This is a genomic window from Thiothrix lacustris DSM 21227 (assembly GCF_000621325.1).
GTDB classification, from domain to species: domain Bacteria; phylum Pseudomonadota; class Gammaproteobacteria; order Thiotrichales; family Thiotrichaceae; genus Thiothrix; species Thiothrix lacustris.
Genome location: NZ_JHYQ01000001.1, coordinates 39,185 through 65,673, shown reverse-complemented (window position 1 = coordinate 65,673; position 26,489 = coordinate 39,185). Strand labels below are relative to the sequence as shown.

Annotated in this window: 13 protein-coding genes; all 13 read left to right on the top strand. The window is 48.2% G+C overall.

Annotated features, from left to right (window positions below):
• Nucleotides 1-103: 103 nt before the first annotated feature.
• The 13 genes from Q394_RS0100270 (at nucleotide 104) to Q394_RS0100210 (ending at nucleotide 26,484) form a co-directional block, all read left to right on the top strand.
• Entirely contained in the window at nucleotides 104-406 is a 303-nt protein-coding gene (locus Q394_RS0100270) for a hypothetical protein (RefSeq protein WP_028487510.1), read from the top strand.
• A gap of 745 nt (nucleotides 407-1,151) precedes the next feature.
• Nucleotides 1,152-2,312: a cysteine desulfurase family protein gene (locus Q394_RS0100265; RefSeq protein WP_028487509.1), complete on the top strand. Its 1,161-nt coding sequence runs from the start codon at nucleotides 1,152-1,154 to the stop codon at nucleotides 2,310-2,312.
• A complete protein-coding gene (locus tag Q394_RS0100260; protein WP_028487508.1) occupies nucleotides 2,313-3,239 on the top strand; it encodes a DUF4007 family protein in 927 nt (308 codons plus the stop codon). It abuts the gene before it with no gap.
• Entirely contained in the window at nucleotides 3,236-6,682 is a 3,447-nt protein-coding gene (locus tag Q394_RS0100255) for a hypothetical protein (RefSeq protein ID WP_028487507.1), read from the top strand. Before Q394_RS0100260 ends, Q394_RS0100255 begins: the two co-directional genes overlap by 4 nt.
• Entirely contained in the window at nucleotides 6,679-7,494 is an 816-nt protein-coding gene (locus Q394_RS0100250) for a phosphoadenosine phosphosulfate reductase domain-containing protein (protein WP_028487506.1), read from the top strand. Before Q394_RS0100255 ends, Q394_RS0100250 begins: the two co-directional genes overlap by 4 nt.
• A gap of 6 nt (nucleotides 7,495-7,500) precedes the next feature.
• Nucleotides 7,501-9,915, top strand: a complete 2,415-nt coding sequence (locus Q394_RS0100245; RefSeq protein WP_156946702.1) for a phosphorothioated DNA-binding restriction endonuclease family protein — start codon at nucleotides 7,501-7,503, stop codon at nucleotides 9,913-9,915.
• A 17-nt stretch (nucleotides 9,916-9,932) separates the two neighbouring features.
• Complete coding sequence (locus Q394_RS0100240; protein ID WP_028487504.1) at nucleotides 9,933-11,528, top strand: hypothetical protein; 1,596 nt, start codon at nucleotides 9,933-9,935, stop codon at nucleotides 11,526-11,528.
• 85 nt (nucleotides 11,529-11,613) lie between these two features.
• On the top strand, nucleotides 11,614-12,258 hold the full coding sequence (locus Q394_RS18525) for a type IV toxin-antitoxin system AbiEi family antitoxin domain-containing protein (protein ID WP_051542540.1): 645 nt from the start codon (nucleotides 11,614-11,616) through the stop codon (nucleotides 12,256-12,258).
• Nucleotides 12,249-13,088 carry a nucleotidyl transferase AbiEii/AbiGii toxin family protein gene (locus tag Q394_RS0100230; protein WP_028487503.1) on the top strand — a complete coding sequence of 280 codons (840 nt, stop codon included), beginning with the start codon at nucleotides 12,249-12,251 and terminating at the stop codon, nucleotides 13,086-13,088. Before Q394_RS18525 ends, Q394_RS0100230 begins: the two co-directional genes overlap by 10 nt.
• A gap of 16 nt (nucleotides 13,089-13,104) precedes the next feature.
• Nucleotides 13,105-18,525, top strand: coding sequence for an ATP-binding protein (locus tag Q394_RS0100225; protein WP_028487502.1), 5,421 nt, complete (start codon nucleotides 13,105-13,107; stop codon nucleotides 18,523-18,525).
• On the top strand, nucleotides 18,423-19,412 hold the full coding sequence (locus Q394_RS0100220; RefSeq protein WP_211248767.1) for a DUF4007 family protein: 990 nt from the start codon (nucleotides 18,423-18,425) through the stop codon (nucleotides 19,410-19,412). The genes Q394_RS0100225 and Q394_RS0100220 overlap by 103 nt, the downstream gene beginning before the upstream one ends.
• A gap of 24 nt (nucleotides 19,413-19,436) precedes the next feature.
• Entirely contained in the window at nucleotides 19,437-23,939 is a 4,503-nt protein-coding gene (locus Q394_RS0100215; RefSeq protein ID WP_028487500.1) for a hypothetical protein, read from the top strand.
• A complete protein-coding gene (locus tag Q394_RS0100210) occupies nucleotides 23,932-26,484 on the top strand; it encodes a DNA phosphorothioation-associated putative methyltransferase (RefSeq protein WP_038139978.1) in 2,553 nt (850 codons plus the stop codon). The genes Q394_RS0100215 and Q394_RS0100210 overlap by 8 nt, the downstream gene beginning before the upstream one ends.
• The last annotated feature ends 5 nt before the right edge of the window (nucleotides 26,485-26,489 follow it).

Below are 26,489 nucleotides of genomic sequence, written 5' to 3'. Positions count from 1 at the left end.
GCCACCAGTAAACAACGAAGCCGGGGCAAGTTCCCGGCTTTGTCTTTTATGTTGTGAGAGAATTGGACTATTTAGCAGAGGATTTAAAAAGAGATGAATATTTATGTATGAAGATAAAAACCAGTGGGCACGTTTTATTTATTCGATATTTAATGCCATTGTGGTTTATTACTTAGTGCAACCTGCACAAATAGAACAGTTTTTAAGGTGGGCTAACGGATTAAATGCAGGTGCATGGATACCATTAACACAATTAACGTTTTATATCGTTTCCATCGGCCTGATATTCCCAAAAAGTAAGCGATTGGAAATATTACACCCCGATGGCAGGACAACCAGCGATTTCAAGCAATTGGTTATAGGTATGTTCATATCAGCAGCAGCGTGGTTTATGTCGCTACTGTGACCAACCAGCACCAGCACCCGATCAAGACAGAGCCGCACCCGTTGCGGCTTTTTTGTGCCGATGGGGTAGGGCAGTAGTCCCTTGAACTTTGACCCCGAAAACAGGGCAAGCATGACCCCAACATGACCCCGACCGAAACGGGCAAAAAACAGGGAAGGGCGAAATCTAGCAAGTGCTTGAAAAATTTGGTGCCCGGAGCCGGAATCGAACCGGCACGGTGTCGCCACCGAGGGATTTTAAGTCGGTTTGAAAAATCATTTAAATCAATAATTTAAGTTGGTTCATTTTTCCTAAAGATCGTTAAAACGGCCTATATCAATCAATAACGTAGCGTTTCTTTTTCCTAACCTCTGTGCCTATGAATAGCGTGTTTTTTATACTATATGTTTCATGTGTTTAGGGTCAAGCGATTGTGAAATAAGCAGAGATCAGTAAGATCTATTGTTATTTTTCTTCCAATAATATTTGTTAATCTGATACTATTATGAACGCTACTTTAACAGGGTGCGGATGTATTGTAGGCTTCGGGTGGGCAACGGGCTGCTATATTTTTTATCTAAATTGATGATGCATGACTGCTAACCTTTGGTAAGACAAGGGTTGAACGTTTACGATACGGTAATGGTCTACCTACCTGCATAGTGCCAAGAAAATCAAGCTTGTCAGTGTGTGCAGCGCCATATGAAGCCTTATTTGCTGCGCGTTTTATAAACCTTGTGTATTATAATTTGGAAGTTGATAAGCAATGTCAGATACCCCTTTGTACTTAGATATGGCGTCCACAACCCCTGTTGCGCCAGAAGCAATAACGGCAATGCTACGTTATTTGGGTGCTGACGGCTGCTACTACAACCCCTCTTCGGCTGGGCATCGTTCAGGGCAAGTGGCTGCGGATGCCATGAGTGGATGCCGCACGACTATCGCTGGTATTCTGGGTTGCGAACCGCAAGAAATCATCTTCACCTCTGGTGCTACCGAGTCCAATAACTTGGCATTGCGCGGAATTGCACATGCACACGCGAGTCATGGGCGTCACTTGATCACCTCACAGATTGAACATAAAGCAGTCTTGGAAACCTGTCACGCCCTAGAGCAGGAAGGTTTTGAAGTCACGTATTTAAAGCCTAATGCTGGGGGCTGGATTGAACCCGAAGCAGTCAAAGCTGCACTACGCCCCGAAACGCTCCTCGTCTCTTTGCTCCACACCAATAACGAAACAGGTGTTTGTCAGCCCATTGACGAAATCGCCGCTGTATTGGCGGAGGCAGGTGTGCTGTTTCACGTTGATGCAGCCCAAGCCGCAGGCAAGTTTCCTCTCAATCTCAACGAAACGCCGATTGATTTTCTCTCGCTTTCTGCACATAAGTTTCACGGGCCTAAAGGTATTGGTTGTTTGGTCATCCGTAACCGGCGGCAGTTGCGCTTGCAACCGATGTTGACGGGGGGTGGACAGGAGTTTGGTCTGCGTTCTGGCACGTTGGCTACACACCAAATTGCTGGCATGACTGCCGCTTTGCAGCTTGCGGCACACTCTCAATCACAAGATTACGTACACGTTAGCGCACTCAAAAAGCAATTTATTAAGCAACTCGAACAAAGTTCTGCTATAAAAATAAACGGCGATACGGAACGAAGTTCAGCTTACATTGTCAACTTTTCCATCAACGGTATAAGCAGTGATGCACTGATCAACCAACTTGCAACAACAGTAGCCTTGTCTTCCGGCTCTGCTTGTTCATCAGGGACAATCGACCCCTCCTATGTATTACGGGCAATGGGAGTGGAGGGCGATGCCTTATACGGGGCTGTTAGAGCAAGCTTTAGCCGTTATCACACAATGACAGATATTTCACAGGCGGTAGAGCACATCATTGCCGCTGTACGCCGGATGCAGGAACTGGACTGAATGAAATTGAATAAAAACAAAACGACGTTTGGACGCCATGAGACCTTCCCCTTGCGGTATGGCTGGCTAACCAAAGGTGTTGACGTTGTGGGCAAACATCAGAGCATTTTTCATGAGCGTGAACATGAGAAAGCCATGACCCAGTTAGGTATTGGACGCAACATGGTCAATGCCTTGTATTACTGGTTACAAGTAACAGGCTTGGTCACGTTTACGAACGGTGATGGCATCGTTTCCCCCTTAGGCAAGGCTTTGCTGGGTAAAGATGGCGACCCTTATCTGGAAGATGAAGCCACGCTGTGGATTGTGCATTGGTTAATTGCATCCAATGCAGAAATGGCTACGGGGTTTTTCTGGTTCTTCAATCACTATTCTGCACCACGCTTCCGCGATAAGGATGCCTTGCAAGCCTTGGAAGAATTTGTGGAACAGGAGTTAGGTCTGAAGCGGGCGCATACCACCCTGAAATCGGATCTTTCCACACTGTTACGCATGTATTCCCCCGTGGCGGGTCGAGGCGGGGAAGAACACCTGGATTCGCCCTTGGCATCGCTGCAATTGGTGAATACAGAAGAGGGCTATGGCTACAGCAGTTTGCGGACTTCCCGCCCGTTTTTACCGCCTGTGGCACTCCACTTTGCTTTGCAGCAACGCTTTGCTGAGCAAGCAGGGCAAAAAAATAATACTCAAGAAGCGGCGATTCCGGTGCGTGAATTGCTCTACGGCGGAACGGGTTGGGCAGCACCTGGGGCAGTATTCCGTTTGACAGAAGAAGGGCTGATGACGTGTTTATACCAAGTGATGGAACACTACCCGCGTATGTATGATTTACGTGATACCGCAGGCTTAAACCAGCTATACCGCTTAACCCCACCTCAGCAACCTGACGATGTGTTGAGCCATTACTACAAGGGGACTGCTGCATGAGTGGTTTAAGCGAACAAATCCGTATTCGGGCAGGCTATACCCGTTCCGTCAATTTGCAGCGTGATGTGGGCAATCTGGAATTGGTAAAGGCTTATTTGCCGACCGCCAAATCATTGCAGGCATTGGAGCAAGTGGCTCTCAGCTTGGGTGGTGCACCAGCCGACCGCGCCTTGGCTTTGGTTGGCCCCTATGGCTCGGGCAAATCCGCTTTTGCTTTATTCCTTTCGGCGTTGCTGGCTGCGGCAGATGACCCGATGCACAGGGCGGCGATGGCGGTGCTGGGGCAACATGAAGCTGTTAAAGCGTTACTGCCCCATTTTTCTCAAGCAACGACGGGTAAGCGCGGCTTCCTGCGTGTCGTGGTTAACGGGATTCCGGCATCGTTGAGCAAGCAATTGCTGGCAGCTTTTGCCGAAGCGATGGCACAGCAAGGCATGGATGAAAAGCTGTGCCAAAAAATCCATAAGGCTTCCCAAGAAGCCACGCCACCGGCTATGAATCGCGTCATGGCGCTGATCGAAGAGATTCAATTGGAATGGGCGGTGCTGGATGGCAGCGGGGTATTGCTTGAAATTGACGAGCTAGGCAAGTTCCTCGAATACGAAGCCTACCATCCGCAAAACCGTGAAATCCATTTGCTGCAATTGTTGGCGGAACATGCTCACCAAGGCGGTGATGCCCCGCTGCATATCATGGTGATGTTGCACCAATCGTTTGAGCATTATACCCAGCGTTTGGGCAAGCACCTGCGCGATGAATGGCAGAAAATACAAGGGCGTTTCAATACGCTAGCCTTCCTCGAACCTGCTGAACAATCCTTGCGGCTTGTTGCTGCCGCGTTTGATAGTCGCTGTGCGTTACCGCCTGACACTCAGGCGCAATTGGAAGCATGGGTTGCGGTACTTGCCGCAGAAGGGGCGCTCCCACATGGCATGGATAAGCACAATGCCCAGGACTTGTTTGCGGAATGTTACCCGCTGCACCCCCTGACGACGCTGATATTGCCGGTACTGTGCCAGAAGGTTGCCCAAAACGAACGCACCCTGTTTTCCTATCTCAGCAGCCAGGAACCGTTTGGGCTACGTTTCCGGCTTGCTCAATTGCGCTTGGGTGAGTGGGTGATGCCTGCTGATTTGTATGATTACTTCATGCTGAATCATCCCGGTGGTTTCTCTGACCCGCTGACTTATCACCGTTGGGTTGAGGTGGTGACAGCATTAGAACGTTTTGATGTTGCCCCTGATGACCCCGCTGTTAGTTTGCTGAAAACTATTGGTCTGCTCAATCTGGTGGGTGGGCAACGTGGTCTGAAAGCCAGTCAGGCGATTTTGGGTTTGGCTTTTGGTGAAACCTTTGTGCCCCACAGCCAGCGTTTGGCGGATGCTTCCATTATCCATTTCCGCAGTTTCAATAAAGAATATCGCGTCTGGCAGGGCAGCGATTTCGATTTGGCTGGCAACCTGCAACAAGCCTTGGTGGAGTTTGAAAACCTGCCATTGGCTGACAAATTGAATGCGCTTGCGCCGTTCAAGTCAATAGTGGCACGTCGCGCTACGATTGAAACGGGCACATTACGCAGTTTTACACCTTATTTTGCTTCCCATCTGACCCGCACTAAAACCAAGTTGGAGCAAACATCTCCCCGCATCGTGTTTTACCTAGCGGAAGAGGGCGAAGTATTGCCGGATGTGAATACATTTGGCGAATACGATGTGGTCGCGCTGTGTACTTCCACCGAACGTTTGCGGGAAGCAGTGATCACCCAATTGGCATTGCAGGAATTACCCAAACATCACGCAGCTTTGCATCAAGACCCTGTGGCACAGCGCGAGTACCGTGATTGGTTACACAATGCCGAGCTGGAAACAGGCAAGCTGTTACGGGGCTTATTGGAAGAACCAGAATCTTTGCAATGGTCAGCAAATGGCAAGGTGTGGCAGGTGCGTAACCGCCGTGGTTTGCAAGAGAAGTTGTCTGAATGGATGACGACGTATTGCTACCACAAAGCGCCATTGCTTCGTAACGAATTGGCTAACTGGGATAAACCGTCAGCCAGTGCCAATACCGGGCGCAAGCGGCTGATCAATGCGATGCTCACCTCGGCTGACCAACCCTACCTTGGCATTGAGAAAACCCCAGCGGAAATGAGCTTGTATTTGTCATTGCTCAAAGAGACGGGATTGCACCGAGAGGAACAGGGGCGTTGGGGAGTTCATGAACCCGCACTCGTCAATGTGTTTGATAATGGGAAGCTGTTGTTTCAGATCCCGAATAGTTTGCAGCCCATGTGGGACACGATTACCAAAACCTTGGGTGATGCTGGCGCAAGGCAAGTGCCGCTGACAGAAATTTATAACACCCTGCGTCAACCACCCTTTGGTATCAAGTTGGGTATCTTGCCGATTATTTTGATTGCGTACTTCCTGACGTATCGTCGTGAAGTGGCTTTGTATCAAGAAGGTGTGTTTTCTGACGAGATCTCGTTGGCGCAGGCAGAACTCTTGTGTCGTCGGCCAGAGTTGTTTGCGTTGGAACGCTTTGAGCTGAAAGGTGTGCGTGGCGACTTGTTTGACCAGTACATGAGTACGGTGGTGGGTAAGGTGCGTGCCGACGCTTCCTTGTTGGATATTGTGGGGCCGCTGGTGCGCTTTATGTCCAACTTGCCACCTTACACGAAGCGTTGTTCGGGGTTGAGTGCGGATGCAGAGCGGGTACGGAAGATTTTTACACAGGCGAAAAGTCCGGGCGCGTTGTTATTTCAGGAATTGCCACAGGCTTGTGGGGTGGCATCTGATGCGTTTGAATCCGGTGATACCGTGGTCGTTGAGACCTTTATTCAGCGTTTGGTGGCTGTGTTACGTGAGTTGAACGCGGCTTATGGGGTGTTGTTGGATCACTGGCAGGCAACCTTGAATCGGGTATTGCTGGATGAGGTTATGCCGGATTTACCGTCATTGCGTGCAGAACTGGCGCGGCGGTATGAGGGCTTGGATAAGTACGCGACTGACCAGAAAGTGTTGGGTGCATTTATCCGTCGCCTTGGAGATGCGGGGTATGACTCTGATCAGGCTTGGCTGGAGTCGATGGCTACGTTGGTTGAGGGGATTCCGCCGAAAAAGTGGACGGATGAAAACCGCTTGCAGGCAGCGTTGCGCTTGGAAGAGCGCGGGCAGCAGTTGCGTGACTTGATGAAATTACGCTTGGCTGTGCCTAACCCTGACAAGGCTCAGGATGCGGTGTTGATCCGCTGGGTGGATACCACGCATGGAGAAAGGAGTCGGGTGGTGCAATTATCGGATTCCCAGCGCCAAGCCGTGGAAATACGGGTGGGGGAAATTGCTAAGGGTTTGGATGATCTGAATGAATCAGAGCAATTGGCGATTATTGCCAGTTTGCTTGGGCGTTTATCACAGAAAGAACAAAATGGAGAAATTCAATCATGAATGATGTAACAGAAAAGAAACCAGTACGGCATTTGCTGGGTTTGTCGGGGGGCAAAGATAGCTCGGCTTTGGCTATCTACATTCGTGATAAATACCCCGAAATCCACGAAAAAATGGAATACTTCTTCTCGGATACCGGAGCAGAACTCCCCGAAACGCTAGAATTTGTGGATCAGCTTGAGGCATATTTTGGAAAAAAAATTACTCGCCTTAATTCAGAGAAAGGATTTGAACACTACTTTAAGCTGAATGGAAATATACTGCCGACCGCTAAAATGCGTTGGTGTACAACTAATTTAAAACTGAGGCCATTTGAAGAGTTTGTTGGTAATGATGAGGCGATTACTTATGTTGGAATACGTGCGGATGAGCCTCAGCGTCAAGGTTACATATCAACAAAGCCTAATATTTCAGCACGCTACCCATTTGTAGAAGATAGTAAGGATATAAATGATATTCGTGAGATTTTAGAAAGTTCTGGGTTGGGTCTTCCAGCTTATTATCAGTGGCGTAGTCGTTCAGGTTGTTATTTTTGCTTTTTCCAAAGAAAAGACGAATGGATTAGTTTGCATGAAAGGTATCCTGATCTTTATAAGAAAGCGATGTCTTATGAAGAATTCCATAAGGCACATGGACGTGATCATACTTGGTCTGAAGGTGGTAGTTTAGAAGATTTGCTAAAGCGAGCTGACGAAATAAAAAATAACAAACAGCTTGGAAAAGAACTCGAAAAACTGAAGCCAAAAAAGAAACTTATAGATAGGGATTCTGATGAGTCTGATGATTTGGGTTGTTTAATGTGTAGGTTATGATGAATTATGATTTTAAGTTTTTTTGATGGGTTAAGAGTTAAGAAAACAGGAGGATTTTTTTCTGTGCATAAGCCATTGTTGCTGCTGGTAGCATTGGCTAGATGTTTTCATAAGAAAGAGCGGTTAGTTTCTTTTCTTTCTTATGAGAATGAACTTGCTGTTTTTAGAGATTATTTTGATGATTTCTCTGTTCAGTATCCTTTTGGAAGATTAGTGAATGATGGATTGTGGGAAGTTGAAGATTATGATGAGCTTATTAAAAGCTCATCTGGTGATATATCAAGAACTGAGCTAATTCAGCGAAATATTAAGGGTGGATTTACTCTTGAGGTTTATCGGAATTTATTGATTGACGATGGCCTTACTTTAAGAATGGCAGATTTGCTATTGGGGCGTTATTTTGCGCCTGAATTACATCAGGGGCTGCGTGCAGCGGTAGGGCTACCAAACGCAGGTCATACAACGACGCACAATACATTGTATGGAGTGAAAAAAGATATGGGGACTGTATCTGATTTACCAGAGCCAGTGATGGCGAAAGAAAATGACAGAATTAATGATGGCAACCGGATGGGTGTTAACTTAAACCTATTTGACATGATTGCCGTGTTAAAACCAAAAAATAAGGATCACCAAAACGGTTTCATTGGTTATCTGAATTCATTGCATAACCTTTCTGCCGATGGCTCTAATGCCTTGGCAGAGTCGCAAGCATTGAGTTCTTATTTTACTGATTTGTATGTCGCCTTCCCCTTAGCCGACACGGTAAAAGACGCGCTAACCTCCGGTGAGGATAAGGTGATTATCCTGACAGGTCATGCCGGTGATGGTAAGTCCACAGTCGCCTTGGATGTCTTCAAGCATTTGCACGGTTACGCACCCGATCAACCGCTTCGGCACAAGCTGAAAGAACGGGAAGTGGTGCGTTCTGGTGATCGTGAGATTTCTATCATCAAAGACATGAGCGAGTTGAGCGCTCAAGATCGCTTAAAGTGGTTAGATGAGGCTTTTGGTAAACCGGGGAGTTGCTTGATTATCAGCAACACGGGGCCACTGCTAGATAGTTTGTCTGAGTTCGTCAAAAATCACGGTATCGCAGATGTTGCTTGGGTTGAGAATGAAGTCCTGAAAAAGCTGGATACACCCTATAAAGAAGCTGAGCTTACGACGCATACTTTGCGCTTAGGCGATACCACCAAGCCCTTGGTTATTCTCAATATGACGCGCCTGAACAATGTGGATTCAGGTGCAAAGGTGTTGGAGAAAATGCTGCTGCATCCCGGTTGGTCAGAGTGCCGAGGGTGTGATGTGGAAGAGAGCTGCCCACTTCGCAAGAATCGCCAAGCGTTGCAACAACGCGATGTGGTTGAGCGGGTGCGCTGGGTTTATCAACGGCTTACCGCTTATGAGCAACGCCTGACCTTGCGCCATATTGTTGCCCACTTAGCCTATTCGGTGACGGGTGGGTTGGATTGTACCAAAGCTCGCCACTATGCCTATGACACGCAAACCAGTAACGGTGAAGTGAATACTGGGTTGGAAAACCATTTATTCAGTGAAAGCTTTTTTGGTTACAAAAGTGGTGAGGTGGATGAAAAGGCGGGCGCTTTGAAGGCCATTGAACTGATCCGCCGTTTAGAGTTTGGTAGCCCGTTTGCGGTGGATTTCGAGCGTAAATTGATTGCCGATGATGATACCGCTTGGGTTGGATTGCCGCCCGCTTTAGCACCTGTTGTGAAACGGTGGAGGAACTATTCCCGTGAAGCAGCGGGGGTACGTTGGCGTTTTGCCTTGCGGCGCATGGCTTATCTTTATGGGCAGCAGCCCGTAGAACAAAGTGAACAAAAGGGCTTTCATGCGTTTTTAGATAATTTCCTGCAAGCGCCTAAACTACGCCAGTTTGATGACTGGCAACGTAATGGGGCTTTGGAGTTATCACATTCAGAGCAACGGGCATTCAAAGCCAATATTCTGAATGTGTTATTGGAAGTCTATTCGGGGTTTAGTGCAGGGCAGTTCAAAGATTCCAATAACCGCTTGTATCTGACGTTGCGCCGACCGGATAAAGCTGTGGTGCAACCGACACAAATGGTTATTGCCAGCTTTAACACCAATGACTTTTCGGTGGGTTATGACAAGGATCAACAACAGCCATTCTTGCGTTATCGGGATGCTAAGTTGATGTTGAGTTTGCCGCTATTGGATTACATCCAAACATGCAGCATTGGCAGCCTTGGCAATCAGCTTGTGCCGATTCATTTGGCACAACTCGAATGGTTTCGCTCAAGGCTGTTGAAAGTCGCGGAGCAGGAAACCTCCAATAATGACGAATTTATCGTACTTAGCGCCGGTGTCGATGGAACGGTGAAAACCAATAAGTTCTACATTGATAGAGACAAAAACAGACTGGAATTTGCATAAGGACTGGAGACTGGGCTATGAACGATAAACACTTAGTATTTCAACGCTTCCCCGAAAATGCAGATGTAGGTGGAACACTCAAGGCTGATAAGGCTAATCCGGCTATCCGTCTTTATGGCCGGAGATTTTACAAGGATCAAACGCCAACAGAATACCTTGCAGAGTTTTTACTGGCTTTTTCATCACCAAAACTGAAAAATGGTGATGGTTCATTTCAGTTTTCTATTCCTCTTGAAGATGGCAAGTCAGAACCTTGTTATTACCCAGAGGATAGAGTTGCTCTTAAATTATTTTCATTTTTCCCCACTTCAAAGCTGGAAACTCGTCACGTTGTTCATCGTGCCGCTTATATGGATTCATTGAAGAAGGTTGAATCTGTCTTCTATAATGATGGTGAAAAGCAAGAGGCTGTTCAACTTCTGCAAAGCTTGCTTAATGGGTTTGTGGGTGTATCCAGCAATAGAACGTGGGTAACTAACTGCTTTTTGCCCGCGTCTGCTGCTTTGTTATCGAGAGAAGTGAACTGGGAGCATGTTAAAGCTGGTCGTGGAAAAAAAGGCGAAGTGAAGAACTGGGATTCATCCTTGGAATATTTCTCTGATAATCTAAGAAACTTCATGAGTCGTGGTGGAGAATTGCTTTTTCTTCAGTTAGTAAATCTTTTTGAAGAGTTAGAACAGCATCAATTTGATGATTTATTAGTTTTGCCAGTTTACTCTCATTTGAAATCGAGATTAAACAATCTTAAATCAAAAACTGAAAGAAATGTTAAATCTCTAATTGATGACTCTTCAAGTAATATTGAAAGTATAGTTAATATTATTGAAGGTACGTTGAGCGACTATAGAATTCATGATTCAAAAAAATCATCTTCATTAGGCTGGGTTTCAAAATCATCCAGAACAGAGGCGTTGCTGTTTGCTTCGGAAATAGAAAACATCTGTAATTCAAGTATTGGTACTTTAGATAAACTCGATTTTCTACAAACACTCTGTTGTATGCAGGTGATGAGAACGCTGTGTTTTCAAGCGAGAAGAATAGATGAATCTATGGTAGTAACAGAAGGTTTTGTTGGTAATTATGTTTGGATAGTTGCTAATCCGAATGAGGCAACAACAGGGATTACACGCAAAATGGCACAAAACTCATTTACTGTCATCGAATCCATGTTGTATAGGGTTCTAAGAAACCCTGCGCTTATTACAAATGGTGTTGTTTTCTCTGAGCAAGATTTTAAAAATGGCGATGATAATGCTTTCCGTCATTTCACTAAGTTTGCGAAAGAAATTGGTTTAGTCGTTCCGCGTCAAGGTCAGGGAACGCGCTTTGTCTTGCATCAAGGCTTATTACGCTTCTTGGTTGCCGCATTGATTTGCCCCGGTGAACGCATCCGCCTAAATCAATTCTACCAACGTATTTTCGCCCATTACGGTATTGCGATTGGCGGCGACCAGTTGAAAGTCGCCCTGCAATGGATCGGCAAGGAAGCGGATAGCGATACCTACGCCGTTGCCTCCAGCAGCACATGGGTAGAAGAAGCCCTGAAGCAAGGAGGATTCCTCGTGGAATTGTCGGACGCCGTGTCGATGGTCACAAATCCGGGCGAAGAGTGAGCATTCAACATACAGGAGATTGCGTTGATTATTCATAGTTAGTTTGATTAAATAAGACTAACAAAGCATTTTTAACGGAAAAGTCATGCGAAGCCCAGAGTTACAACTTAAGTCTTTTGGCAATATTCCGCTCATGCACCAAACGGTGCTATCGGTACTCAAAGGCTATAAGACTCCCAACAACAAGATTTCCCGCTGGTTGGATGACGGCGTGCTTTTGCCTGTGAAACGCGGCATGTATGTGGTTTCCCCCGAACTGAGCGGCAAACCCGTGGAACGCCTACTGGTAGCAAACCTATTGTATGGCCCATCGTGTGTATCGCTGGACTACGCCTTATGGCATCACGGGTTAATTCCCGAAAAAGTGGTGCAAGTGACCTCTGTAACTACCCGTCGTAGCCAAACGCTAGAAACGGGCGTTGGGCGCTTTTCCTACCAACATTTACCCGATGCTTTATACCCTATCGGCATGGAGTCCGTGGCAGTGGCAGGCGGTGGCTATTGCCTGTTGGCGACACCCGCCAAAGCCTTATGTGACCGATTGATTTTGACGCGCCAGCTACGGGTACATTCTGTCAAATCCATGCAGCAGTTTTTGCTGGATGACATGCGTTTGGATGCGGATGAAGCCAACCTCATCGACTTAGGTGTGATTGCTGCCTACCAACAATCTGGACATAAAACCGAACTATTAACACACCTGCATGAGGCGATCAAACAATGGCAATGACCGTATTGGAACAAATGTTGGCTCGCCATCCCTTAAGTTTGGCGGAGCAACAAGATCAAACTCTCAGGGAAGTGATGCAAGAGATAGCGTTAGCAGGTCTCAATCGTGCGGGTTTCTTTGAGCAAGCGGCTTTTTATGGTGGTACTTGCCTGCGCATTTTTCATGATTTACCACGTTTTTCCGAAGATTTGGATTTTTCGTTACTGCAACCGAATGCGGATTTCTCCCTACAGCCGTATTTCAAAGCCGTTGTCGCGGAATTCCATGCCTTGGGCTTAGAGGTTGAGATTGCGGTTAAACAGAAGACCGCCACCAGCCAAATCGAATCGGCTTTTTTGAAAAGTAATACGCAAGTGTTCAGCCTGAACCTGAGTAGCACTCGTAAGGTCAAGATCAAATTTGAGGTGGATACCTTGCCGCCCTTGGGCTTTGCTACGGAAGAGAAGCTATTGCTTCAGCCTTTTTCTTTTTACGTTAAGTGCTTTGCTTTGCCGGATCTGTTTGCCGGAAAGTTACATGCGCTGCTCTTCCGTCAATGGAAAAATCGCGTCAAGGGGCGTGATTGGTTCGATTTTGAATGGTATGTACGCCATAACGTGACACCGAATTTAGCGCATTTCGCGAGACGTGCTTATGAAAGCGGTGCGATTCGCCAAGATGCGGTATCCAAAGCAGAGTTACAAACGCTCTTACAGGAACGCATCATGGCGGTAGATTTTAATAATGCCAAGCAGGATGTCGTGGGCTTCATACCTGATGCCAAGGTACTGAATATCTGGTCAACAGACTACTTTCTGCAATTGACTCACCGCTTGATTGAGTCATGTTAATTCTGGAGTAAAACGCATGAACCTGTTTGTTGAAGATTTGGCGGCTTACCTGATTGGTGAATGGACAAGCATCCAAAAGACCCAAGGCGGCACACAAGAAGCCCGTTTTATTGTCGAAAGCTTATCACCTGATAACACCTTCGCGCTGTTGCAGCAGTTGGAAGAACACCGCTTTCGTGTTGCACAAGTCTCGCGTTTGGAATGCCATTTCAAGGTAGCCAAAGGCTTATGGGATTATTGGCAAACCCATTCCGGTGAATCACGCGAAAGCCTAATCCAAAAAATGCAAAGCCTTGGCGGTGTTGACACCATTGGCGAAAGCGTGAACTTACGCTGGATTGACGAAGACGACCGCCTAACGTGGTATCGCAATCTCACCAAGCCAGCCGATAAAGACAGCCTGATTGTGGTGTTGATTGGTTTGAACCATACCTCTGACCAAGGTGGTTTGGCGGATTTCCATTTGATTAACGCAGATCGCGTCTGGAATCAAATGGGGCAAAGTTATCAACCATGGCTAATCAAACTCAGCCAGCGCGTGGGGCTTGCTGATCACCTTGATGCTGACATTACGCGCTTTGATAACGCCTTACAGGAATTGTTTGCTATCAAGCCGCGCCGTTTGCTGCGACTGGCAGAATTCCTTGAAACGGAAATTATCCCGGCAAACAAGTATGTCGATAATCTGAACGAAGTCTTGGCTTCTTTCTATGAGCATTTACCGTTCTGGGGTATCCCGCCATTATGTTTCTCTGTCGAACAGGTAAAAAAAGTCAGTGAGACCAAGGGCATGATCAAATCTGCCGATGCACTGATTTCACACCAAAAGCTGAAAAGTAAAAGCGACCAGCAAAAAGCCTGGAAGAAAGTCGAGAAATTGCTCGAAGAGGATGGTTTTGCCGTACCGACAACGTTTGCTGATGCCACTGTTTATGAAGATGTCAAAGACTATAGTGCAGCATTGGAAAGCTTTATTTTCAGTGGTGATGCTAATGCCAGAGAGCGGCTATTACACACGGATATGTTGACGCTGGTTAAGCGGTTCAAAATCCGTGAAAAAAGCCCTAAGGTTGTCCGCGAAAAAAGCACCCGTTTACGTGGTTCCAGCATGGAAGCATTTTTGCTGGCTATTTGGGAAACCATTCAGCAGTTTGCGAAAGATTGCAAAGATGAGGGGGAAATATGGACAGATCATGTCACTGAAATCCATATGGTAGCCGAACAATTTAATCATGATTTAGACACAGATACCGATGGTGGCATTGCTGGCAGTGAGCTGGCAAAAGCATTGTTGCAGGGTTGTTTGGGTGGTTTAGCTGAATTGTTGCAGCAAATCGAGTTGCGTTTACCCGTGGATGAGGAGCAAGCCGCTTCCCCCCCCAAAGAATGGACACGTCCAATCAACCTGGTATGCAATTTAGTGCCGGACGATTACCGCGTTAGCCGCAAACGCCCGCATTTACGTTTCAAGGTGAGTCTTCTCAATCATGAAGGTGAGGATGGCGTTGAATACGCCAGTCGCTACGAATGGGCATTGGAATCGACTCATGCCGAGCGGGTGCGTTTCCAATGTGCCCAAGCGATTTTGGTAAATTGGAAGCCTGATACCTTGTCGCCGTTCATCTTGCCCGCCTTGCAGCTCAGAACAGAGGAAATGACGGCGCTGTATTTTGCCGCCGATGAAGAGGAAGCCAATCGTCTAGTCAATAATGCGCTAGGTATGGTGAAAGTCATTGATTTGATGGCAGGGCTGGAACGGCAAAATCCGCAATACCTTGACGCTGAACTGAATGAACAAGCGAGAGCTTTGTCGCAAATCTACCGCGCTTGGTTGATGGCTTATGTCGATAAAGGTTATTTCAGCGCGACTAATGACCATTATCCGAAGCTTCAAGAAGCTTACGCTGCATTAGCCACAGGTGTTTTGAATAAGAGCAAGCAAGGCAGTGCAGAACTGTTGCGACGGTTTTATAAGGCATTCTTGTTGCTTGACCCGACCGTGCAGCCAAACGCTAACTTTATGCAGTCGGCGGTTGCCTTGGGGACTTCACCCGCTGTGCTGGAGCTGACATGGGCGCGAGAACTGTTTTTGCGTGATCACTTTGATGAAATCATCGCGGAATATGTACGTGAGCAAGACATCAAAGCCCCTAAAGCCAAGCAAGCTTTTGAACGGTTGTTGAATCTGGTCACGATTCAGCGCCCCTTGGCCGGTTTGGTGGTGGATGACAATCTCAAGCTGTCTGCCAAGGTGAAAAGTTTCAACTTATTACATTATTTAGGCGAACAACCTTGCGGGGAGAAAAGCCTTGCCGTGCAAACCTTGTTGCGCGAAGACGATGACAATGAGGATGATCTAAGCGAGATCAAACACGCTTCAGAAGACGGAAAAATTATTGCCAAGGTGTTGAAGGACTATCAAAGCCTCTACGCTTTTGCGGCTGATGGTTTGCGTATTCTTGCTGTGCATGTGGAGAATGTTCCGCTGATTTTGTCGGGGATTGATCTATTCCTGCGTCAATACTTGGAAGAGAAAACCGGCTTTAATCAGCCTGCTTTTTTCTGTGAGTTAATGGTGTATTCGACCTCTTCATCGCCGATTTCCGTCGAGAAAAAGCTCACTTTGTGGCGCGATGATATGGTGGAGAAATTCCGCGAAAAGGGGCGTCGGCTGAATTTATCAGTGGGGCATCGTTTTGCGCCCAAGCGCGAAGACATTATCATGTTGCTCAATAAAGAGGAGCGCTTGTATGACATCGCATTCCTGTTCCGTTTCCTCGGTGAGGATATGACGGGGAATGTGGAAACTGCCGAACCATTTGCATTGGATTTCAGCGCCTTGGGTAAATTCCCTATCAGTGAGTATCCGCGCCCAATCAAACAGGGCGATGATTTAAAACGGCAAAGTCTGTTAAGTAATCGTCGCTTGCGGATACAAACCTGGCACGCTGATTTGTCAGCACGGTTGCGTCACCCTGAAGACCAAGGTGCTGAACATTTGATGTTTGGTTCGGTCAACTATGAGCCTTGGCAAGCAGTGGTGGAAACCTTGCACCACAAAGCCCATTGGGTGGCGTGTGTTGATCCTTTTATTGATAAACGTTTGTTGGGTAAACGGGGGCATGACAGTCAGCGTAAAATTGTGGGTTTCACCTCGGGCTTGGGGGCTTATGGTGAGCTGAATCTTTCTATCTCCACCGAACAAGATACGCTAACACACCTGACGCAGTTGGTGAGAAAGCATTTGAATGCGTTGTTACCCATCCAGAATGGGCAAGTGTCAGATACAAGTGCCAGCCAAATTGTGCAAGAAGCGGAAGAGATTATCGGGTTATCGTCATTACGTGCTGTGGTCGGTAAGGGCGAGAAAATCCGCGAAGTAGTGGGCTTTGCTGCAATACACCGAATGTTAGCAGTACCGCAGCAAGCCGTGATGACGCAACTCTTACCCCTTGATGCCTTTTTACATTGGTTTACCGGCACTGATCCCGACATGCGCCGCCCGGACTTGCTCCAGCTTTCGTTGACTTTGCGCGGCAATGATATACCGCTGATTGAAGCAACCGTGATCGAATGCAAACTGGCTAAACAATCCGAACGGCATGTGGAAAAAGCGGTTGAACAGGTGCAGGACGGTTTAAGCCATTTGACGCAATTGTTTGCGCCATTCCGTCAGGATATTCAGCGAACCTATTTTGACCGCCGCTATTGGTGGGCGCAATTGCAACGGGCATTAACCTCGCGCACGGTTGTGACACTGCCGGATGATGGGCATAAAAAGCTCAATGCGGCCTTAGAGAAAGTGGCAGAAGGCTGTTATGAAATGGCTTGGCAAAGCACCCTTTTCACGTTCTGGACGGATGTGCCTGACGCTGAGCCGGTGTTGCAGGAATACTCGTTATCACCTTATGCGCTTAAGCCACCGTTCCAGCGTCCCGCAGGCTTTGTGCTTAACCATTGGGTGATGGGCTATAAGGGCTTGTTGGGCTTGTTTGATCATGCCGCCTTAAAAAATATCGTGGCTAAGGGTGAGGCAATTCGTATTTCCCCGACATCGGAGGGTGTGTCGGAGATGCTACCGCCACCTACCTTTGCAGTGGAACAGCCGTCGATTGTTGAGCCAGTAAGCGTGACACTTACCCCAGTATATGAACCCATAGCACCCGTAGTGGAAGCCGTTGTTGCTCCAATGGTTAAGCCAGTTGTGGCAATTGCGCCAGTTGTTGAGCCGTCGCCAGTAGTTGTCCCCGTTATATCGCCGGTTGTGCCGCCGCCTATGATTGAACCCGTAGTAATTAACCGGGTGCTGCCTAGTGTGCCGGAACAGTTGTTGATTGGTACAAACGTAGCTAATGGTGAACCTGTCTATTGGCATTACGGACACCCCGGCTTAGCCAATCGCCATTTGCTGCTATTCGGCTCATCTGGCTCTGGTAAAACCTATGGTATCCAATGTTTATTGGCGGAAATGGCTGCCCAACACCTGCATTCCGCGATTATTGATTACACAGATGGATTTTTGCCGAACCAAGTCGAGCAGCGATTTGCAGATATTGCACAACCGAAAAATCACTATGTACGTATTGATAAATTACCTTTGAACCCGTTCCGGCGGCAAATGCAGGTAATTGATCCTGATATGCCCGCGATAGAAGAAAGTTCGTTTGATGTGGCATCCCGTATTACCAGTATTTTTACCTCAGTATTCAAGATGGGAGATCAACAAGCGCCAACATTAACGCGCGTGTTAGAAGCGGGTATTGGGAGTGGTCGACCGTTTACGTTAGATGACCTGTTGCCTATGTTACGGGATGAAGGGACAACAGGAGAAACGCTGGCAAATAAGTTGGAACCTTTCGTGCGCTCCCAACCGTTTCGTGATAGTGATAGCTCAGCTTGGGATGGCATTCTGGGTTCTGCCGGTCATTGGGTGAACGTACTGCAATTAAAAGGGCTTTCGCGCGATATTTTCCGAATCGTGACCGAGTTTGCTTTGTGGGATTTGTATGATTATGCGTGTAATACAGGTAGTAAAAACCGCCCTATTCCGATAGTGCTGGATGAAATTCAGAACTTGAATCATGGCAGTGATTCCCCTATCGACAAGATGCTGCGCGAAGGCCGTAAGTTTGGCCTGTCATTAATGTTGGCGACACAAACTACCAGTAACTTTGATCAGGAACAACGTGACCGCTTGTTTCAGGCAGGACACAAGCTGTTCTTCAAACCAGCGGATACCGAAATCAAGTCATTTGCCAAGATACTCAGTGTGACTTCGCGTAATGGTTCAGAAGCCGAGTGGGCAGAACGGCTTTCCAAGCTGGCAAAGGGGCAGTGTTACTCATTGGGGCCGGTGTTGACTTCTACTGGCACATTGCGGGTGATGGCGGTGTTGGTGTCGGTGACGGCGCTGGAACAGCGTGGGTTTGGAAAGTGAGAGGCAACATGCAGATGCTAGAGCGTAAACCTATCCCGCTGAATTTCCCGCAAACCTTCCTGCCAGAACGGCGTTTACTGGCAAAGCTCTTGGCATTTGCTGTTGAGAATGGGCGCGGTGAGAAGACTGCCATTGGTGAACAAACAGGTATCCCTACGGGGAAGGATACTGGCAAAGTTGAGCCGATGATTTACTACTGCCAAGGCATGGGTTTGGTGACTGCGAATCGGGAGTCTGGGGAATGGCAACTGGGTTTGACCGCGTTGGGGCGGGTAGTATTTCAGGAAGACCGTTATCTCGGTGAATCCCATACACTGTGGTTGCTGCATTTGATGCTGTGTCGTCCTCTGGGCTTGGTTTCCCCTCCGGCTGGCGTAGCAGATGCTTGGTTCACCTTGTTTGCAGAAAGTCATTTCCGGCTTGGCACGAATTTTAGTCAACAGGACTTTCTCGCTTTCCTGATTGAACGACACGGTGAGAAAAGCTACACGAAATCACTGGTGGGCGTGGCGATACGGACTTATCTAGAAGAAAGTTGTCTGGGGATGATCACTGCCTTGCGTCAGCAAGGCAGCGGGGATGATGCCATTATTGAGCGTTGTTCCGCACCCTCTGAGCGGAGTTATTACCCCGTTTATGCGGCTTATCTTTATCTGGTTTGGGATGAGTTGTTTGCGGATGAAAATCAGATAGAACTAGACCGATTGGCGGAGGAAAGCCGCTGTTTCGTGCTAATGGGCTGGGACGATGTAGCCATCAACCGTTGGTTGGAATGGATGGTCGACAAGGGCTTGATACAACTGGATCGGTATACCGGCACGGCAATGCTGCTGCGTTTGGGGATGACAGCGCAGGTCGTGAGCAATATCTACAGCGAACTTATTTAAACAGGATTGAACAGGGGCAGGGACATGAAAATTGGGGACTTGGTTAGTTTTCATAGCGAAAACTTTTTTGAAGGCGCAGTACAACTACGTTGGGTTAGTGATCGGCCTGAACAGGCAAAACAGGCTGCCAACGCCTTCGTGTTTCATGGCCCGCGTTATCATGGTGCTGCCGATGCAGAAACGGATGGTATTGCAGGTGGCTACAGGTTAAAAGACAGTGCCAGTTTCGTGCATGAGCTGCTTAGCTCCATTCAGGGTGGCTTGCGTGGAGAAGAACATAACCCTTACTGGCTGGTGGTCGCGGGCTATGGTTCTGGTAAATCTCACCTTGCGTTGACCTGTGCAACCTTGCTGGCTGAACCAACCTCAGTTACTGCACAGCATGTCATTGCCAACATTACCAAGGCAGATGAGGGGCTTGGTCTGAAAGTCCAGCAAGCTGTTGATGCTTTGGATCGCCCGGCTTTAGTCATCACGCTGGATGGCATGTCAGGTTTTCATCTTGGCAATGCCCTCACACAGGCAACCCTTGCCCAGCTACAACGGCATGGAGTGGATACCGGCGCGATTCTGGCGTTATCACCCCGCTTCCAACTGGCGGAACAGTTTGTCGAACGCAACTACGCCTTCCGTACCAACCGCTTTGCAGAACGCTTGCCGGGAATGAGTGTAGAGGACATTTACGCCCATTTACGCAATAATAATGAAGATGTTTACACCGCCGTTGATGAACTGTACAGCGAGACCAATGGTTCACATATACCCGTTGTCGGTCAGGAATCTGCCCAAGAATTGTTGAATACCTTGTGTGAAGTGTACTGCGGCTCGGAAGGTGCTTTTTCCAATGTCGTGATTATGTTCGATGAGTTTGGACGTTATCTGGAATATGCAGCAGAAAAGCCCTTGCTGGCTGGGGATGCAGCCTTACAGCAAGTCTTCCAGGGCGTGCAGGACAATAGCAACAAGATTCGCTTTGTCGGCTTTATTCAGTATGAACTGAAAGCCTACTTGAAACGCTTTGGCAGTGCCGATTTGCGGCAATTGCAACGTTATATCACCCGGTTTGATTCTGCCCAGAAATGGTATCTGTCTACCAATCTGGAAACCCTGTTTGCGCACATGATTGGCAAAAAACAGGCTGTATTGGATGAGGTTTGGCAGGATACCGCCTCCCAAGGCAGCAATGAAACGGCTAGGCAGCTAATGAGCCATGCCTTACCTGGCTATGGACGCTTTCCTGTTTGGACAGACCCGGAAAAATTCTCCCGTGTGATTGCACAAGGCTGCTGGCCTTTGCATCCATTGACGACATGGTTCCTGACCCGTCAACGGGATGTCGTGCAATCCCGTTCGGCGTTGACCTTCATTAAGGAAATGGTCGAACGCATTGCACCTGAAGACGCAGTGACAGCAGGACGCTTGCGTCAGGTCAGTGCGGCTGAGCTGGTGCTGCAAAGCATGTTGCCGGAAATGATTGCCGCAGAGCGTGAAACAGGTGGCGTCGTTGCAGAAACACTGCAATTGCTGCTGGAAAAGTTTCAAGCACATTTGACGGCTGACCAGCGCCTGGCATTGGCTGGGGTGGCTATTCTGGAAAGGATGCGTGTCGGCAAGCTGGATCAGGAACGTATGAACCGGCTATTAGCTGAAGCATGTGCGCTGCCATTGCAACAGCTTGACCGTGCTTTGCTCAGTTTAAGCCAAGAGTTGGGGGCTATCGAGTGGAACCGTGATCTGGGGCAGTATGAGCTGATTGCGGATGCTTCGACACGCGGGCAATTCCAACAATGGTTGCGGCAACAACAGGCCAAGCTTAATAGCGATATTATTCGCGATTTGTTCATGCGGCGTGGTGCATTGGATATGAGTTTGGAAATGATTCTTTCCGTCCCTGATTTTGCACAACACAAGCAGATTTCCACACCCGATTGGCAGTTCAAACCACATCTTGCCCACAGCCAAAATATAGATAAAGTGGTAGCGGGAGCTTTCCAAGATTGGAAAAAAGCATCGTTGCCGACAGACCCGAAGGGCAATGTTGTTTATCTTTACATTCAGCCTAACGAGGATGTGGCTGCACTGGATGCCAAGGTAAATGCCGTTTTGCAAAAGGAACTGAAAAACGCCGCCTCAAGCAAAGCCCCGGTTTGGATCATCGGGTTGAGTGATACGTCAGCGAGTTTGGCGGAACACATCGGGCGACTCTATTTGTTTGATGAAAAAATTACTGAGGCAGACAAGGAACGCTTCCGCCGTTTTGTCCCTGAAGAAAAAGACCGTAGTGATCGGGCGCTTAAAGAAGCTGTTCAGGATGTCATCAAACAGCGTTTGTTCTGGATTGCGGGATTTCCCAATATCCCCGCTGGTCGTTTGAAGCATGTGGGTGAAGCGGTGTTTGAGGCAGTCTATCCACAAACAGTGCCGTTTCCGTTTGATGGATTTGGGAGTTCAGCCGGTGCAGGCGCTACGGATTGTGCCCAATTGACCCGTAGTCTGGTTTCCCGACAGGTAAATGGTGCATGGATACAGGCACAACCCAAAAAGTTGCAAAATAGAGTAACAACACTGCTTAACCAAGGCTGGGGTAGCTTGCGAACATCGGGGCAACTAGCAGAACCCTCCAATCCACAGGCCAAAGTTGCTTATGAACACCTAGTGAAGCTGCACCAGGATAATCCCAGCCAAACCTTATTGCAGTCATTCCAGATACTGCTTGCACCTCCCTATGGCATGAACGCCGCTTCTGCCGGATTGTTGCTCGGCTTGTTCCTAGGGTTGGAAACACCGCCTCGCAGGATTGAATACAACCATCAGATGGTGGCAGCGGGTGATTGGTTGAGTGATGCATTTCCTGCCCAAAAAGGTAAGCATTTCCTTGATCAGACTGTACTCGGAAAAAGTGCGGTACGTTTCCTCTCAGCAGATGCAGCAGGGCGTTGGCGGCAACTGTTGAACCAATGGGAAGCAGAGCAGCAATATGAGGCCATCATTCATTTGATGGATGAAGTCGAGAAAACCCGAAAAGTTGAACCTTTGCCTGAATCAATGGAGGGACTTTACCGTGTTCTGCTTGATCGGGCAGATAAGGTGTTGGAAAAAGTACACGATGTACAGAAAAAACTGGATCAGTGGGAACGCGACATCGAACGCGCAGAAAGACAAGCTAATGTGGGGCACTTATTAAAGGTTGGTTCCCAGTTACTACGGCAACAAGCTATTTTTGTGGAAGAAGGCTGTTGGCCTACCAAAATGCATGAGGATAGTCAGACACTGTTGGCATTAGTGAAAGAATTTGTCGCCCAACGGATTGCCACTTGGCTTCCACGGCAAGGCTGCAACAGCATTATGCAGGTTGGTGAATACAATCAACACATGGAAAAGGCTGTGGCAAGCCTTAAAAAACTGGGTTTTGCTGCCGAATCTCAAAAACTCGAAAACTTGGCACGGGAAAGTGTTGCCCAAATCGAAGAGCGGGAGAAACACCGGGCTATCCTTGATCGGAGCAATGATTATCCTCTCCAACCAGACCCAACCGACTCAACACCAGTACGCACATTACGTGATGACATAGCGACGGGTGAGGCATTGATTGAAGGTATTCGCCAAACCTATCCACTCCTCAAACAAGATGAAATCAATTCGCGAGTGACAGCAATCCAAGACCGTCAAGCACGACTACGGGAAGCAGTACGCCGACATACTGATGCCTTTGGGAAAATCTTTGCGCAATCCATCACCAGTCAGTCTGAATTAGAAGAAACACTGGTTCGGGTGAAGCGTTTGCAGAACATCTTTGTGGGAACGCCGGATGCACAGGAAGTACAAGACCTGAAAGCGCAACTGGAACGTATTCGTGCCGATGTATCTGCTTGGGAATCTCAGGATGTCAGTGTGGAGCGTCTGGAAGCATTACTACAGCACCAGACACAGGGGCAATTGGCAGAACTTGATGCTTACCTGCAAGAACAAGAAATTGAGCCAGCATGGGAGATGGCAGCACTGTATCAGGCTCTTGCTACCGAACGTATTGAGATTGCACGCAAGCGTTCAGCAGATTGGCTTGCCCCCCGGCTGGATTTATTAGCGCAGGTTGCCGATCTGGATAGAAACCATTGTGCTAACCTTGAAAGGGAGCTTCAAGCCACGCCAGGTTACTTAGCGGAAAAAGATCAGGAAAAAGTCGACGAAATACTCCATTTGGTTAGCCAACGTCGCACTGAACTGGAAGAGGATGTCCGCAGCAAGCAGGTAAAGGTTTGGCTTGCACAGTTTCTGAATTTGCAAAATATTGAGTCTTTGTCCAGACCTGAAACTGAGCGGTGGTTAAAATCGTTACGTAACCCACCGGATGATGCCAAGCCAGATGAATTGTCCGTATTGCAGCCTATTGAAACTCAACTGACCGCACATCTTGATCAGATGGGGATGGAGGAAATCATTGCACGTATTGAGAGGCTTCCCGTGAAATCACAACGCAAATTAGTCCTACTGCTTTCGCAACGCCTGATGGAGCAGCAGGATGCCTGATGCGGAAAGCCAGTCACGTCAGGCTATAGTGGGTAAACAGGTTGGTATCCATACCTATTGGCATTATTCCTTGACGGCTTCGCAACCACCCTCTGTCCAGCAACTTGTGGCTGAGGCAGAGAGCATTGCCGGGGTGATGGCGGGGCAAGACTTCAATATCATCAAGTTTGCCCAAACCGAAGATTCAGTCTCATTGCTGCATTACCCCGGTTTTTTCGATGACCCATTCCCGGCATTAAGCTGGAGCTGGGGAGTGGATTTAGTCACGAAAACCGTAAAACGACGCAGCTATGCGGAATCGCTCAATCCCCCCATTCTACATCGCAAAGAGCTATTTCTTCCGTCTGACCATCCGCGCATCCCGGAATATCGAGCATTAACTACCAGCGCTGAACAACTGGGTTTGTTTGAAAACAGCCGTACCATCGGTTTTCGGCTGGCATGGAATGCTTTGATTGAGGCGCGTGGCTACTTTCTGGATGGGCATCAGCTCCTGCCCATTGGCAATGAAGCGAATACTGATGATGGGCATCATGATGTTGCCGCCGAAGCCGAACAAACTGTCATGCGGCATCGCACCGCCTTAACCCGTTACAACCTGTCAGCCCCCATGCAGGCACTTGCCCGTTTCGGGTTTCTGGATGGGCAGAAGTCCATCTTCGATTACGGCTGTGGTAAAGGTGACGATGTACGCAACCTGCTTGCCAATCAGCTTGATGTAGCGGGGTGGGATCCGCATTTCGCTCCAGACCAACCCAAGAAAACGGCACCGATTGTCAATCTGGGCTTCGTGATCAATGTCATCGAAAATATTGAGGAACGTGCTGATGCCTTGGCGGGTGCATTTGCGCTTGCAGAGGAATTGCTGGTCGTCTCGGCAATGCTCTATAACCAGAATTCCTTCAAAGGCCAGCAGTACCAAGACGGGGTACTGACTGCCCGCAATACCTTCCAGAAATACTACACGCAAGGTGAATTAAAGGCATTCCTTGACGAGATACTGTCCGCTGATGCGATCCCTATCGGGCCGGGGATTTTCTTTATTTTCCGGGATAGTGAAGCAGAACAGCGTTTCTTGTTGGGGCGGCAACGTAGTCGGGCTAACCTATTACGTCTCACCCAAAGACCGGCACCAGAACCACGCATTTCAGTTCGAGATCAGAAATATCAGGCTAGGCTGGAAGCTATTGAGCCATTACGTAACCGCTGGTTACTCTTAGGGCGTCAACCCCACAAGAGCGAAGTGGATGATTTGGTTGAACTGACCCACTCATTCGGCTCAGTGACCAAGGCATTGCACTTTGTGGTCAGCGAGACGGATGCTGACTTGTTAGCCCGCGCCCGCCAGAACCGCATGAATGACCTGCTGGTTTACTTTGCGTTGTACACCTTTAGCCACCGGAAGCCTTACAGCCGACTGGATGCTACTCTCCAGCTTGATATTAAGGCGTTTTTCGGCAACTACCTTCAGGCGTTGGAGCAAGGCCGGGCGTTGTTATTCCAATTGGGCAACAGCAAAGCTATCGAGGCAGATTGCCAAGCGGCTGCCGAACAGGGTATCGGCTACTACGATGAGGAACACGCCTTATCTTTGCCCAGTGACCAAGTTGAACGCTTGTCACCCTTGTTGCGTACTTACATTGGCTGTGCAGTTATTTTGTACGGCGATATTTCCCAAGCTGATTTGGTCAAAATACACATTGAAAGCGGCAAGCTCAGCCTGATGCGTTATGACGATTTTAGCGGGAGTGCCATACCGCGATTACTGGAGCGCGTGAAAATAAAGTTCAGGACGCTGGATTTCGACTACTTCAGCTACGGTGAAGACTATGAACCGACCTATTTGTATTTGAAGTCACGTTACCTGAATGAAGATTTACCCGGCTATGCCGAACAGCTTGAGTTTGATGAAAAGCTTCAGGCGTTAGGCTTGTTCAACTTTGCCGGTTACGGCCCAAGACCACACATCTTCCGCGAAAAGCTGTCAGCGGTACGTTGGGAAATTGACGGGCTGCAATTAATCCGCAGTCGCCGGATTCCTGAGCTGGATGAATCCTGTGGGCAGCATTTCACTTATCGCTCTCTGATTGAATGTGGTGAAACCTGGCAACGTACCAGAATGAGCAATCTGCCCCAGCAGCCTGACAGCTATACCGCACTCCATGATTTGGTAACGGAAATCCTTGAGCCAGTGATTGATTACTTCGGCATGATCCGCCTCACTTACGGTTTCTGCTCTGCTGCCTTGGCAAAGGAAATTCCGGGTTGCATTGCTCCAAAATTGGATCAACACGCCGCCTATGAATTGAACCGTTTAGGCAACCCTATTTGCCCTCGTTTAGGTGCAGCCGTCGATTTCATTGTTGACGATGAAGATATGCTGGAAGTGGCGGAATGGTTAGCGGAGAACACCCCGTTTGACCGGCTGTATTTTTACGGCAGCGATAAACCCGTGCATGTCAGTTACGGCCCGGAAAAGAAGGGGGAGTTTGTTGAGATGCGGGTGGGTTCTTCAGGCAGGCTGATTCCGTTTGTACGACGGTAGTTCTG

Bases quoted from the DNA above. Each gene is read 5' to 3' on its own strand.
- Q394_RS0100270 (WP_028487510.1), top strand. From the start codon at position 104: ATGTATGAAGATAAAAACCAGTGGGCACGTTTTATTTATTCGATATTT.
- Q394_RS0100265 (WP_028487509.1), top strand. From the start codon at position 1,152: ATGTCAGATACCCCTTTGTACTTAGATATGGCGTCCACAACCCCTGTT.
- Q394_RS0100260 (WP_028487508.1), top strand. From the start codon at position 2,313: ATGAAATTGAATAAAAACAAAACGACGTTTGGACGCCATGAGACCTTC.
- Q394_RS0100255 (WP_028487507.1), top strand. From the start codon at position 3,236: ATGAGTGGTTTAAGCGAACAAATCCGTATTCGGGCAGGCTATACCCGT.
- Q394_RS0100250 (WP_028487506.1), top strand. From the start codon at position 6,679: ATGAATGATGTAACAGAAAAGAAACCAGTACGGCATTTGCTGGGTTTG.
- Q394_RS0100245 (WP_156946702.1), top strand. From the start codon at position 7,501: ATGATTTTAAGTTTTTTTGATGGGTTAAGAGTTAAGAAAACAGGAGGA.
- Q394_RS0100240 (WP_028487504.1), top strand. From the start codon at position 9,933: ATGAACGATAAACACTTAGTATTTCAACGCTTCCCCGAAAATGCAGAT.
- Q394_RS18525 (WP_051542540.1), top strand. From the start codon at position 11,614: ATGCGAAGCCCAGAGTTACAACTTAAGTCTTTTGGCAATATTCCGCTC.
- Q394_RS0100230 (WP_028487503.1), top strand. From the start codon at position 12,249: ATGGCAATGACCGTATTGGAACAAATGTTGGCTCGCCATCCCTTAAGT.
- Q394_RS0100225 (WP_028487502.1), top strand. From the start codon at position 13,105: ATGAACCTGTTTGTTGAAGATTTGGCGGCTTACCTGATTGGTGAATGG.
- Q394_RS0100215 (WP_028487500.1), top strand. From the start codon at position 19,437: ATGAAAATTGGGGACTTGGTTAGTTTTCATAGCGAAAACTTTTTTGAA.
- Q394_RS0100210 (WP_038139978.1), top strand. From the start codon at position 23,932: ATGCCTGATGCGGAAAGCCAGTCACGTCAGGCTATAGTGGGTAAACAG.